We start from the raw sequence: 14004 nt of genomic DNA on the forward strand, positions 1-14004 counted from the left end.
GGCAAATCAACGACCCAACAGAATCACAATCCAATCGCCGCCGCCAGCAAACATTCACAGGCTCTCAGGATGAGGCTGGAGAGTGGGCGTCCGATGGTCAAGCGCCCCCTCACAATTCGTCATAAACAAACCAGTCAAAATCCGCGACCTTCGCCCGACCCGATGTATCGAAAGCAAACACGCCCGCAAAAGCGCCGGTGAAGGAACCGTGTTCACCGCGCCCGCCCTCGTCGGAAATCATGCCAGCGTCAAGGACCGGGCCGATCGGCTGCCAGGCGCCCTTGCCTTCGGTCTGCCAGAAGAATCGCAGATCATTCTCACGGATTTCCATGGCAAGCTGGACGCGGCCCTCGGCAGCAATCGGAACCCCGCTATCGGCGGGAAAGCTCAGGCGTCCATTGGGATAGTCGCCGTTGCAGGAGAGGATCGTCACGCAGCGGCCGAGTGTTTCGTGCAGCGTCACCGCAACGGCGTGAAATTTGTGGCGGTTGTAATAATGCGTCAGCCCTGCCACCTGCTGATAGGTGTCGGGCGAGAATTCGACCACGGTCTCGGCGCGGAAACTGTGATGCTCCTGTCGGCGGGCGACCAGCGACTGCTCAAACCAGGAGCCGATGCCTTCGCGCGCAATCAGGCGCAGATGGCCAGGACGATCCGTCAGGTTGAAGATGCGCTCTGGCTCCGGCGTGCGCAGCCACTGGAAATCAGCCGGCAGCGTGCCGCCATCGAAGCTGTATTCACTGCGCATCGTTTTTTCCGCAGGCACCGCGCCAAAAAGGCCCGGCACATCGACATCTGGCACTGAGGTACCGTTTTCGAGATAAAGCCAGCCGTCGTCGCGCCAGACGCATTTCTGCAGGCTGGTCTCTCGCCCCAGCGTGCAGCGCCGCTTCGGCGGCAGCGGCCGGCCGCAAAGATGGGTGTGATAGGCCTGACCATCCGGGGTCTCGACATATTGGCCGTGCCCTGCCCGCTGCAGCACCGCGCCCGGATGATCCTTGGAGGTGATCAGATGCATGTTCGGATGCATCTCATAGGGTCCGTCGATATCACGCGAGCGCGCCATGGTGACGGCATGGTCGTAGCCGGTGCCGCCCTCGGCGGTGGTCAGATAGTACCAGCCGTTGCGTTTGAAGAGATGCGGGCCTTCGACGAGGCCGAGCGGGCTGCCGGCGAAGATGTTCTTGATCGGCCCCTTCAGCGCCTTCGTCGCCGGGTCCCATTCCTGCAGCAAGATGCCATCGAAGGCCGGCGATTTCGGCGAGCCGCCATAGCTTTCGGTACGGTGGTTCCACTGCATGTTGACGAACCACTTACGACCGTCATCGTCGTGGAACAGCGAAGGATCGAAGCCGGAGGAATTGACATAGACGGGATCCGACCATTCCGCTTCGATCGAGGGCGCCGTGACGATGTAGTTCGGCGCGTCCTTAAAGCTGCCGTCGAAGCGCTTGACGTCGGTATAGACCAGCCAGAACTGCCCGTCGTCATAGGACAGGCACGGCGCCCAGATGCCGCAGCTGTCGGGATTGCCGCGCATATCGAGCTGCGATCGGCGCTCCAGCGGCCGGCGCACCAGCGTCCAGTTCACCAGGTCCCGCGAATGATGGATCTGCACGCCGGGATACCATTCGAAGGTCGAGGTGGCGATGTAATAATCCGCACCGACGCGGCAGATCGACGGATCGGGGTTGAACCCCGGCAGGATGGGATTGCGGATCATGAAAGCGGCCTCCTCCAAGATTATTGCTGTGGTACGTACGTCAAAGCGGGGCAAGTATGTCACCAAGTCCTTCGGCTGAAAGAACTCTATTCGCCGCGCGGACGCGCGGCGGCTGGATTCCTGTGACGAGCACAGGAATGAGGGAATTTGCAGAATATTCTGCAAATTCCGGCTCTGCCTTCCCTATTCCCGCTCCGCCGACTTCGCCCAGAGATTGATATCGGCCTCCTTGGCATAGACATCAATCTCAGCAAGCTCCTCGGCCGAAAATTCAAGATTATCCAGCGCCTTGACGCAATCGACGATCTGCGACGAGCGGCTGGCGCCGATCAGTGCTGAGGTCACGCGGCCGCCGCGCAGCACCCAGGCGATCGCCATCTGCGCCAGCGTCTGGCCGCGCTTTTCGGCGATCCCGTTCAACTTGCGGATATTGTCAATGATCGAAGGGCGGATGTAGTCGCGCTTGAGGAAGTGATTCTGTGCCGCGCGGCTGTCTTCCGGAATACCGCCGAGATATTTCGTCGACAGCATGCCCTGGGCAAGCGGCGAGAACACGATCGAGCCCATGCCGACCTCATCGAGCGTATCGAGCAGCCTGTCGTCCTCGACCCAGCGGTTGAGCATCGAATAGCTCGGCTGGTGGATCAGGCACGGCGTGCCGATTTCCTTCAGGATCTTTGCGGCTTCGCGCGAGCGCTGCGAATTGTAGGAGGAAATGCCGACATACAGCGCCCGGCCGGAACGGACGATATGGTCGAGCGCGCCGCAGGTCTCTTCCAGCGGCGTCTCCGGATCGAAGCGATGCGAATAGAAGATGTCGACATAGTCGAGACCCATGCGCTTCAGGCTCTGGTCGCAGGAGGCGATCAGGTACTTGCGGCTGCCCCATTCGCCATAAGGACCCGGCCACATGTCGTAGCCGGCCTTCGACGAGATGATCAGCTCGTCGCGCAGCCCGGCGAATTCCGTGCGCAGGATTTCACCGAAGGCGGTCTCGGCGCTGCCGGGCGGCGGGCCGTAATTATTGGCGAGGTCGAAATGGGTGATGCCGAGGTCGAAAGCCGTGCGGCACATGTCGATCTTGCGGTCATGCGACGTGTCGCCGCCGAAATTGTGCCAGAGGCCGAGGGAGACGGCCGGCAGCTTGAGGCCCGAACGGCCCGTGCGGTTATATTTCATTTTCGAATAACGGTCTGCGGCGGGTTGCCAGCTCATCTGAATAACTCCTTTAAAGTATCTCTATGATCGTCATGCTCGGCCTTGTGCCGAGCATCTGCCACGCTGCTTGCGGATCCTCGGACCAAGCCCAGGCATGACAGAGCTGTTGGAACAAGCGCGCTGATACGGCAAGCGAACGCGCGAGTTCTTGACGACTTCAAGAGTGCCTGCGATCAATCGATACCGAGCATTCGCCGCCTGGTTTGCAGATCCTCGGCACAAGGCCGAGGATGACGTTCGGAGGGCGTACCTGGCGATCCGCAGACCCAGGCCATACCCTATCACTTCAACAGCGCCTGCGCTTCTTCGATACCGAGGGCGGCCGGCTGTGTGCAGGTCGTCGTCAGGTCGATGAAACGGCCCTCCTCGCCCGACTTAAGGATCGAGGTCATGACATCGACGCCGTGCAGCGTGCGGTCGAGCGAGCAGCGCGCGTCGCGGCCCTCGATCAGCGCCATCGCCATGTCGGCAAGGCCGGCAGTGCGGTAGTTGGCGCGCGATCCGTTCGGGCTTTCCTGGTTGATCTTGCCGAACGGATGCTCCCAGGCATCGAGCGGCTTGATCTCCTTGTCGCGGCCGCTTGCCTCGACGGTGCCGCCGAAGAAGTTCGGATCCGGCACATAGAGCGAGCCGTCCGTCCCGTAGAGCTCCATATTGGCATGGCGATGCGACCAGACATCCCAGCTCGCCGTCAGCGTCACCGTGGCGCCGTTGACGAATTCGAGCAGCGCCTGGATCGTCGTCGGTGTCTTCACAGGGATGATCTCGCCGTTGCGCGGCTGGCTGGTGATGGTGCGGGTCTCCGACGCCATCGAGGTCATGGCGCCGACGCGCTTCACCGGGCCGATCAGGTTGATCAGGTTGGCGATGTAATAGGGGCCGAGATCGAGGATCGGGCCGCCGCCCGGTAGGAAGAAGAAATCCGGGTTCGGATGCCACATCTCCATGCCGGGGCTCATCACGTAGCAGGCGCCCGAAGTCACCCGGCCGATGCCGCCGTCATCGATGAACTTGCGGGCGAGCTGGTGGGCCCCGCCGAGGAAGGTGTCCGGCGCGCAACCGACGGCAAGGCTCTTCGCCTTGGCGATGCGGCGAAGCTCCTCGCCCTGCTCCAGCGTAAGCACCAGCGGCTTTTCCGAATAGACGTGTTTGCCGGCCTCGAGGATCGCCTTCGATACCGGAAAATGCGCGTCCGGGATCGTCAGGTTGACGACGACGTCGATCTCGTCATTGGCGAGAAGCGCCTCGATCGTCTGTGCCTTGACGCCATATTCCTTGGCGCGCGCCTCGGCGGCCTGCACGTTGATATCGGCGCAGGCCAGCACTTTCAGCCCCTTGAAGAGCGGTGCGAGTGAGAAGTAGGTGGTGGAGATGTTGCCGCATCCGATGATGCCGACGCCAAGTTCCCTGGTCATGATGTGCCTCAATAAGTCTGGAAGGATGCGATCGAGCGGCTGATGTTGCGATCGATATCTTTGGGATTGTCATGTTCGACGACGAAGTGCTTCGCCTTGGTGGCACGCAGTGCCGCAATCAGCTTGGCCCACTCGACCTTGCCGTGGCCGACATCGGCCCAGCCGTCCTCATCCGTCGCTTCCCCGGCCGGGGCGATGTCCTTGACGTGCACGGCGGTGATGCGCGGTCCGAGCTTTTCGACCCATGCGAAGGGATCGGCACCGCCGCGGATGACCCAGGCGATATCGGCTTCCCAGGAAATGTCGGGCGCGCCTTCGAAGATCCGTTCGATCGGCAGCGAGCCGTCCTGCAGCTTGACGAACTCGAAGTCGTGATTGTGCCAGCCGAATTCATAGCCGGCTTCCTTATAGGGCTTGGCGATCTCCTGCAGGCGCTTGCCGAAGGCGACCCAGCCGGCGGCGTCGGAGGGGCGCTGATCAGCGGCCAGATGCGGCGCATAGATCGAATCCATGCCGAGAATCTTGGCAATGTTGAGCGACTTCTGTACGTCCTTTTCCAGGAAATCGGGGCTGAAATGGCCGGTCGCCATGACCAGGCCGTTCTTGTCGAGATCGGCGCGAAGGCTGTTCAGGCCGGCATCGTCGAGATCGGTATAGATGCCGCCGAAGCCCTCGACTTCGGCATAGCCCGCCTTGCCGAGCTTTTCGAAAATCGCCGAATAGGGCTGGAAGTTGCGCGCACTGTAGAGCTGGTAGCTGAGTTTCGTCATCATGGTCTCCTTGGGCCTCGTGCCCATTCTTGGAAGGATCAATCCGCCGATTGGCAGGAATGCAGATCGTAGAAGCGGAATTCCGGCAGTTTGCCGCGGTCAAGCTGATGCGCCGGGGTAAAGGTGATGCGGCGGCTCTCGCCTGATGCAAGGTCGAAGGCATTGTCGGAATATTTGCCGTCCGTCTCGGTCTCGATCATCACGAAGAGCGCAAGTCCCTTGGCCGTGATGTTGATGTCGACCACGCCGCTCGCTTCGACATATTCGTGGGTGACGGAAAGCCCCGCGGGCTCAAGCTCCAGCGCCTTGTAGGTGCCGTTGACATAATGCCCCTCGCCGCCGGTGCCGTTCGACGCGGTGAAATGCCAGGCCAGCAGCGTGCCCTCGGGAAAATCGGAGACGTCGATGCTCGCAGCTGTGACGGCCGCATCCGGCGAACACATGGCCTGTACGTCCTTGAGGTGCCGCCGCTCGCCCTTCATCGTCAGAAGCGAGATCGAAAGATCGACGCTGACATCGGCAAGCGTATCGTTGACGAGCGAGAAGCGGATCGTCTTGCCGTCGTCCGAAGGGATGGCGGCGACCGCGACCGGTTGGAAGAAGCGCTTGACGAGATAATGCATCGCCTTCCAGCGGCCGCCATAATCGAGGCTCGACCAGGATGCGACCGGCCAGGTGTCGTTGAGCTGCCAGTAGATCGTGCCCATGCAATGGGGTTTGAGCGACCGCCAGTACTCCACCGCCGTCTTGATCGCCAGCCCCTGCTGGATCTGGGAGAGATAGACGAAGTTCGGAAAATCCTTGGGGAAACGGAAATAGCGGAACATCGTGCCGGCAATGCGCTCGTTGCCGCCGGCATTCTTCTGGTGAAGCTCCATCACAGGAGAAGCGACGTTCATGTCCTTCGCCTCGGCATAGGTCTTGATGACGGGCAGCGACGTGTAGGACTGGAAGCCGAATTCCGAGCAGAAACGCGGACGCACCGAGCGGTAATTGTCGAACGACTTGTTCTCGTGCCAGACCGACCAGTAATGCATGTCGCCGGAGCCATCGGCATGCCAGGCATCGCCGAAATCGAGATAGCCGGAGGCCGGGCTCGACGGCCACCAGAGCGCGCCGGGCAGTGCCTTTTTCACCGCCTGTTCGATTGTGCGGTTGAGGCGATCGTAGGAGACGAGATAGCGGTCGCGATCCTTCCTTGATTCCTCGAACCAGGTGAGTGCGCCCACCAGCTCGTTGTCGCCGCACCAGAGCACGATTGAGGGATGCGAGGAGAGCCGGCGCACCTGGTAATCGACCTCGATCGTCACATTGTCGAGGAAGTCCTCGGTCGAGGGATAGAGGTTGCAGGCGAACATGAAGTCCTGCCAGACCATGAGACCCAGCCGGTCGCAGAGATCATAGAAATGATCCTGCTCGTAAAAGCCGCCGCCCCAGACACGGATCATGTTCATGTTGGCGGCTTTCGCCGACTGCAGCAGATCCTCGGTCTTCTCAGGCGAAGACAGCGAATAGAGCGCATCGGCGGGGATCCAGTTGGCGCCGCGGCAGAAGATTTCACGGCCGTTGACCTTGAAGGTGAAACGGCTGCCGGCCGCGTCCGGCGTAGTGATCAGCTCGATGGTGCGCAGGCCGATCTGCTTGCTCACGTCATCCTTCGGCGTTTCGACGGAAAGCGTATAGAGCGCCTGCTCGCCGCTGCCGGAGGGCCACCAGAGACGCGGATTGTCGATATGGAAGAGATGGTGGACATCCGTCTCGCCCTTGACCCCGACATCCAGACGCACGCGCTCGCCGTCGAGATCGAAATAGACCTGGGCGATGCCGGCATGCTTGGCAAACAGGCTCGCCGTCACCATGAGGTCGACCGAGCCGTCATTGTTGTGGGTCTGCCGGGTGACGACATGTTCGATGCGCGCCGTCTCGAGCTTCTTCAGCGCTATCGTGCCGTAAAGGCCGAACGGCGCGATGGCGATGTTCCAGTCCCAGCCGAAATGGCATTGCGGCTTGCGCAGCATATTGCCATCGGGGATCGGCGAATTGCCGGTGCTGTAGGGAATGTAGAAGGGCTGCTTCTTCTGCCGCTCGGCCCCGACAGCGATATTGGAGGCAAAGACGATGCGGATGACGTTGTCACCTGCTTTCAGCATGCTCGAGACATCAGGCCGGTAGCGGCGGAAACTGTTGTCGGCTTCTAGCGCCAGAAAGCCGTTGACGTAGACGCTGGCGACCGTGTCGAGATAGTCGATATCGAGATACCAATCACCCTCGGCCTCCTGCAGCGTGAAGCTGCGCTCGACCGCCCATTCCCGCTCGGCGACCCACTGCACCTTCTCCTCGTTGCGGCCGAAATAGGGATCGGGGATCAGGTTTGCGCGATGCAGCGCGGTGTGCACGTCGCCTGGCAGAACGATCGCGGTGCGGATCTCGCCGTCGACGGAGTTAAGCTGCCACGAACCGGAGAGGTCGATGTTGGAGGGTGTTGATGGATGCGTCACGATGTCATTTCCGATTTACGTTTTTGAAAAGGACGGCGTTTGGTTGCCGTCCGGATATCCAACCCCAGCGCGCCCGCGCCATGAACGGGCTCCTTCCGCCCGCCCCGCTCTCCGTCATCCTCGGGCCTGACCCGAGGATCCAAACCGCATCCACCAGCAGCAGCGGGTATAGATCCTCGGGTCAAGCCCGAGGATGACGGAGGGTGGGTTAGCGCTCTCGCCAAACTCGCCCGAGGGCTTATTGGCCTCACCTCAAGCAGCCGCCACCGTTTCCGGCCCTACCCGCAGAACTCTTTAAAGACGCAACTCGCTCTCGGCATCGAACACCGAAGCGACCGTCATGTCGAAGCTGAGCTTCACCTTGGCGCCGACATTGAAGCGGCGCGCGCCGTTGACGCGTACCGACATCGTGTGACCGGCATGTTTCAGCCACAGCAAATTGTCTGCGCCCATCGGCTCCTCGATATCGACGGTGGCGTCATGTTCTTCGCCGCCGGTATTCTCGTTGACCTTGATGTGTTCGGGGCGGACGCCGAGCACCACCTTGCGGCCAGGTTGCAGCGTCTCGTTGGCGTCGTAGGCGGCGAGCGAAAAAATGACGCCGTTGGCTAAAAAGGCAATGCCGTCGCCTGATTTGACCAGCTCGCCGTGCAGGAAATTCATCGATGGCGAGCCGATGAAGCCGGCGACGAAGAGGTTGCGCGGCCTGTTATAGATCGTCGTCGGATCGTCAAGCTGCTGGATGATGCCGCTCTTCATAATGGCGATGCGGTCGGCGAGCGTCAGCGCCTCGATCTGGTCGTGGGTGACGTAGATCATCGTATTCTTCAGCGACTGGTGTAGGCGCTTGATCTCGACGCGCAGCTCCGAGCGGAGTTTGGCGTCGAGGTTGGACAGCGGCTCGTCGAACAGGAAGACGTCGACATCGCGCACCAGTGCCCGGCCGATCGCCACGCGTTGGCGCTGGCCGCCGGAAAGCTCGGCCGGCTTGCGCTTCAGGAGCGGCTGAATCTGCAGGATTTCGGAGGCTCGCGCCACCCGCTTGTCGATCTCGGCCTGCGGCACCTTGGCAACGCGAAGACCGAAGGACAGGTTTTTTTCGACAGTCATCTGCGGGTAGAGCGCATAGGACTGAAACACCATGCCGATGCCGCGGTCCTTCGGCTCCTCCCAGGTAACGTTCTTGCCCTTGATGAAGATCTGCCCTTCCGAGGCGTCGAGCAGGCCGGCAATGCAATTCAGCAAGGTCGACTTGCCGCAGCCGGACGAGCCGAGCAGCACGAGGAATTCGCCGTCGTTGATGTCGAGGTTGAGATCCTTCAGCACGCTGACCGCGCCGAAGTTCAGCGACAGATCCTTGATCGAGACACTTGCGTTGGAGACACTTGAATTCATGTTCATAGGATCAACCCTTCACTGCGCCGGCGGCGATGCCACGGACGAAAAGCCGTCCCGAGACGAAATAGACGATCAGCGGCACGAGACCGGTGAGGATCGTGGCCGCCATGTTGACGTTGTATTCCTTCACGCCCTGGACGGAATTGACGATGTTGTTGAGCTGCACGGTCATCGGATAGGTGTCCGGCCGGGTAAAGACCACGCCGAACAGGAAGTCGTTCCAGATGCCGGTCACCTGCAGGATCATCGCGACGACGAAGATCGGCAGCGACATCGGCAGCATGATCTTCAGGAAGATCTGCCAGAAGCCCGCCCCGTCGACACGCGCCGCCTTGAACAGTTCCTCCGGCAGCGACACGAAGTAGTTGCGGAAGAGCAGCGTCAGGATCGGCATGCCGAAGATCGAATGCACGATGACGAGGCCGGTCAGCGTACCGTAGATGCCGATTTCGCGCAGGATGATGACGATCGGGTAGATCATCACCTGATAGGGAATGAACGCCCCGATGATGAGGATCGAGAAGAAAAGCTCGGATCCCTTGAAGCGCCAGTTGGCGAGCGCATAACCGTTCACCGAAGCAATCGCGATCGAGATGATGACCGACGGCACGGTGATGCGCACCGAATTCCAGAAACCGCGCGACAGGCCATCGCAATTGAGACCGGTGCAGGCCTCCGCCCAGGCCTTCACCCACGGTTCGAAGGTGATCTCCACCGGGGGCGAGAAGATGTTGCCGAGACGGATTTCCGGCATGCCCTTCAGCGACGTCACGACCATCACGTAGAGCGGCAGCAGGTAGTAGAGCGCGGCCACGATCAGCGTGCCGTAGAGCATGATATTGCGCGGCGACAGCGCAGGGCGCGGCTTCGGGCCGCTTGGACCTTCGCCGAGTTTCGGCGCGACCGCGTCCATACCGGCGGCAGTAGTGTTGAGAGTTTCAATATTAGCCACGCTTGCGCCCTCCTCCGAATTCCAGATAGGCCCATGGAACGATGATGATCGCGACGGTGACGAGCATCATGGTCGAAGCGGCAAAGCCCTGCCCCAGGTTCTGCGCCTGGAACATGTAGTCGTAGACATATTTCGCCGGCACTTCCGAGGAGATGCCCGGTCCGCCCGATGTCTGCGCGACCACGAGGTCGTAGACCTTGACGATGCCGGAGGCGATGATGACGATCGTCGTGATGAAGACCGGCCGCATCATCGGGATGACGATGAAGAGATAGGTCCTCCACATCGGAATGCCGTCCACGCGTGCCGCTTTCCAGATGTCCTCGTCGATCCCACGCAGGCCGGCAAGCATCAGGCACATGACGAGGCCCGTTCCCTGCCACAGCGCCGCGATCAGAATGCCGTAGATGACGATTTCAGGCGTATAGAGCGGATTGAAGGTGAAACTCGTCCACCCGATAGAGCGCACCACTGCCTGAATGCCGAAATCGGGATTCAGAACCCATTGCCACACGAGGCCTGTCACGATGAAGGACAGCGCGAAGGGATAGAGAAAGATGGTGCGGAAGGTGTTTTCGAAACGGATCTTCTGGTCCATCAGCGCGGCGAGCATGAAACCGATGACCAGGCTGAAGATCAGCGAGAGGATGCCGTAGACAGCCAGATTCTCGATCGCCGTCACCCAGCGGGGTGCCGCCCAGAGGCGCTGGTACTGATCGAAGCCGACAAAGCTCAACCGCGGAAGGAGCTTGGAATTGGTGAAAGAATAAAAGATCGTCCAAAACGTGCCGCCGACAAAGATCACCAGCGCCGTCAGGATCATTGGGATGGACGCAATCTTGGCATTCAGATTGCGCAGCAACTTATTTGGCCGGCCTGCTCGCGCTTGACCCGTCATGAATACTCCTCCTCAAATCGCAACTGCGACCTGTGACGAAACGGCAGGCGCCGCCTGTCGTCCCCACGTCCGAAATCTGCTGAAGATACCGGAGAGACCTCGCTGCCGCCCGGACGACCAAAATCGTCCGGGCGGCAGCGAATCTACCGATCAGTCAGCCGAAGCGATGATCCCGGCGAAACGCTTCTGAGCGTCTTCCGGCGTCATCGACGGATTGGCGAAGAATTCGGAGAAGAGGTCTTCCTTCTGCTTCTGGCTATCGGCCGAAAGCAGCTGGTCGGTGCCTTGGATCACGTTGCCCTTGGCCAGGATGTCGAGACCCTTCTTCATGCAGTCGTTGGCGGCGGCGAGATCGACGTCGCCGCGAACCGGCAGCGAGCCCTTCTTCAGGTTGAAGGCAACCTGGGTCTTGGGATCGAGCAGGGTCTTGGCAAGCACGGCCTGCGCCTTGGACTTTTCCTCATCCTTCAGCAGCGGGAAGTAGAAGGCGTCGCCGCCGGTCGAGATGATCTCGTTCACGCCGAGACCAGGCAGGCAGGTATAGTCGGTGCCGGCTTTCTGGCCTGCGAGTGCGAATTCGCCCTGCGCCCAGTCACCCATAATCTGACCGCCGGCCTTGCCTGTGATGACGAGGTTGGTCGCCTGGTTCCAATCCTGGACGTTGCTGCCCTTGGACATTTTGCGGGCATCGTCGGCTGCCTTGAACACCTTGGCGATCTCCGGACCGGCAGCGACTTCCGCATCCTTGTCCTTGAAGACCTTATTGAAGACGTCCTTGCCGGCAACCGCGACCATCAGTACGTCGAAGGCGCCTGTCGCCTGCCACGGCTGACCGCCGACGGCGAGCGGAATGATGCCGGCCTTTTCGAGAGCCGGAGCGGCGGCAACGAACTCGTCCCAGTTCTTCGGAACCTCGACGCCGGCCTTCTTGAAGGCTGCGTTCGAAAGCCACAGCCACTGCCAGGAGTGGATGTTGACCGGAGCGCAGTAGATCTTGCCGTCGATCGTGCAGGAATCGAGCAGGCTCGACGGACGAACGATGTCCTTCCAGTGCTCGGCAGTCGCCACGTCGGTCAGGTCGCGCATCAGGCCGGCCTGGACGAGTTCTTCGGCCTGGCGGCCGTGGTTGAACTGGGTGGCGCCCATCGGGTCGCCGCCGGTGATGCGGCTGATCATGATCGGACGGGCCGTACCGCCGGAACCGGCGATAGCACCGTCGACCCAGTGGTTGCCGGTGGCGTCGAATGCCTTGGCCAGTTCGGCGACAGCAGCGGATTCGCCGCCCGAGGTCCACCAATGCGTGACTTCGAGATCGGTGGCATTGGCGGCGCCGAACGGAAGCGCGACCGAAGCGGCAAGCAGGCTTGCCATAATACGGATTTTCATGAGTTCTCCTCCCTCACTGAAACGTTGCCGGAAAAACTTAGATCAATCGATTTCCCCACGCAACTGTCCGCCGGTAAATTTTTCCGCGAACATCCAAATTGCTACTTCTGCCTGTTTCGAACCGAACCGGTGCATCCCGTGAATCGATCTATAGAAAAGCTTTTTCGCATATGCGTTGTTGATGTATATTACTGATATAAAACAGTAAGTTTCGCCCGATAATTTCGCCTCTCGCATTGCCTTCTTCGCAACCGCAAAAAAACAAGCGACAAGACGTCAATTCAACCTGTGGATATGATGCTGCTATGCACACAAGAAAAAGCACTCGACATTTCTACTGTATCGTTACAGATTGCGTCCTTCAGGGAGGCGCGATTTTGGCAGGCGGCGGGCTTACGGCGCGTGAAAAAGCCTTTATAAGCGAAACCAATTCGCGCGAGGCAGGCCTATAGGGATGGAAAACAAGGGAAATTTCGGGCAAACGGCATCGACGCCGGCAGCGCGTGAGCGCCCGACATTGAAGACGATCGCCTTCATGACCGGCCTTGGTGTCACGACGGTGTCGCGCGCGCTGAAAGATGCGCCCGACATCGGGGCGGAAACCAAGGAGCGGGTGCGCATGGTGGCCCGCCAGCTCGGCTACCAGCCGAACAGAGCGGGCGTGCGCCTGCGCACCGGCAAGACCAATGTCATCGCCCTCGTCCTCAGCATCGACGAGGAGATCATGGGCTTCTCGAGCCAGATGGTCTTCGGCATCTCCGAGGTCCTGTCCGGCACGCCCTATCATATCGTCATCACGCCGCATTCCCACAGCAAGGACCCGATGCTGCCGGTGCGCTATATCCTCGATACCGGCTCGGCCGACGGCGTCATCATCTCGCGCATCGAGCCGGACGATCCGCGCGTGCGGCTCTTGAGCGAGCGCGGCATGCCCTTTGCCACACATGGGCGCACCGATGCGGGTCTGACGCACCCTTTCCACGATTTCGACAATGAGGCCTTCGCCCATCAGGCGGTGGAAAAGCTCGTCAAGCGTGGCCGCCGCCGCATCGCCCTGCTGCAGCCGCCGAGCAAGCTCACCTACTACGCCCATATCCGCATCGGCTTCCAGACCGGACTGCACGATTACGGCGCCGAGGAAGTGCCGCTGCGCATCAACACCGACGCCCCGCTCGCCGACATCCGCGACGTCGTCGAGGTGATGATGCGCTCGGCCAACGCCCCCGACGGCATCGTCTGTTCGGCCGGCAGTGCGGCCATCGCCGTCAATGCCGGCATCGAGGCCGCCGGCAAGGCCCTCGGCCGCGACCTCGACATGGTCTCCAAACAATCGGTACCGATCCTCAACTGGATCCGCCCCGAGATCATCACCGCCCAGGAAGACGTGCGCCAGGCCGGCCGCGAAATGGCCAAAGCCGTCATCGCCCGCATCGACGGCGTCGAACCGGAACTGCTGCAGAGCATCAGTCAGCCGACCTGGCCGGAGAGTGGGCGGTAGGTGGGGCACCGGAGCTTGCCGCCACGCCAAGCACCCGCCCCGTCCTTCGAGGCCCCTCCGGGGCACCTCAGGATGAGGCTCTCTTGGGCGCTGGCGATCACTAGACAGACCCGTGCCACCGCGGGCACCACTATTGAAAACATCCCTACTCCGCTGCCCTATCCTTAAGCGCGGCATCCACCAACGCCCCTCATCCTGAGAGCCTGTGAATGTTTGCTGGCGGCGGCGATTGGATTGTGATTCTGTTG

Annotated in this window: 10 protein-coding genes; 1 reads left to right on the plus strand and 9 read right to left on the minus strand. The window is 60.9% G+C overall.

Going from position 1 to position 14004, the window contains the following annotated elements:
- Positions 1–109: 109 nt before the first annotated feature.
- The 9 genes from CO667_RS33425 to CO667_RS33465 all read right to left on the minus strand — a co-directional run bounded on the left by CO667_RS33425 (position 110) and on the right by CO667_RS33465 (position 12258).
- Complete coding sequence (locus CO667_RS33425) at positions 110–1723, minus strand: glycoside hydrolase family 43 protein (RefSeq protein ID WP_097622225.1); 1614 nt, start codon at positions 1721–1723, stop codon at positions 110–112.
- Between the two features lie 183 nt (positions 1724–1906).
- A complete protein-coding gene (gene mgrA / locus CO667_RS33430) occupies positions 1907–2938 on the minus strand; it encodes an L-glyceraldehyde 3-phosphate reductase (protein WP_097622226.1) in 1032 nt (343 codons plus the stop codon).
- A 284-nt stretch (positions 2939–3222) separates the two neighbouring features.
- The gene (locus CO667_RS33435; protein WP_097622227.1) at positions 3223–4356 is read right to left on the minus strand and encodes a Gfo/Idh/MocA family oxidoreductase; all 1134 of its coding nucleotides are present in this window, start codon (positions 4354–4356) and stop codon (positions 3223–3225) included.
- An 8-nt stretch (positions 4357–4364) separates the two neighbouring features.
- The gene (locus tag CO667_RS33440; RefSeq protein WP_097622233.1) at positions 4365–5126 is read right to left on the minus strand and encodes a sugar phosphate isomerase/epimerase; all 762 of its coding nucleotides are present in this window, start codon (positions 5124–5126) and stop codon (positions 4365–4367) included.
- Between the two features lie 38 nt (positions 5127–5164).
- Positions 5165–7624 (minus strand): glycoside hydrolase family 2 protein, encoded by a 2460-nt coding sequence (locus tag CO667_RS33445; RefSeq protein ID WP_097622228.1) that lies wholly within the window; start codon positions 7622–7624, stop codon positions 5165–5167.
- Positions 7625–7918: 294 nt separating this feature from the next.
- On the minus strand, positions 7919–9025 hold the full coding sequence (locus CO667_RS33450; protein WP_097622229.1) for an ABC transporter ATP-binding protein: 1107 nt from the start codon (positions 9023–9025) through the stop codon (positions 7919–7921).
- A 4-nt stretch (positions 9026–9029) separates the two neighbouring features.
- A complete protein-coding gene (locus tag CO667_RS33455) occupies positions 9030–9974 on the minus strand; it encodes a carbohydrate ABC transporter permease (RefSeq protein ID WP_097622230.1) in 945 nt (314 codons plus the stop codon).
- Positions 9967–10872: a sugar ABC transporter permease gene (locus tag CO667_RS33460; RefSeq protein ID WP_012757807.1), complete on the minus strand. Its 906-nt coding sequence runs from the start codon at positions 10870–10872 to the stop codon at positions 9967–9969. Before CO667_RS33460 ends, CO667_RS33455 begins: the two co-directional genes overlap by 8 nt.
- Positions 10873–11022: 150 nt before the next feature.
- Positions 11023–12258: an ABC transporter substrate-binding protein gene (locus CO667_RS33465; protein ID WP_097622231.1), complete on the minus strand. Its 1236-nt coding sequence runs from the start codon at positions 12256–12258 to the stop codon at positions 11023–11025.
- 454 nt (positions 12259–12712) lie between these two features.
- On the opposite strand from CO667_RS33465, the gene CO667_RS33475 reads away from it, so the two are divergent.
- Positions 12713–13756: a LacI family transcriptional regulator gene (locus CO667_RS33475; protein WP_063475054.1), complete on the plus strand. Its 1044-nt coding sequence runs from the start codon at positions 12713–12715 to the stop codon at positions 13754–13756.
- Positions 13757–14004: the final 248 nt, after the last annotated feature.

This window comes from Rhizobium sp. L43 (assembly GCF_002531725.1).
Classification (GTDB): domain Bacteria; phylum Pseudomonadota; class Alphaproteobacteria; order Rhizobiales; family Rhizobiaceae; genus Rhizobium.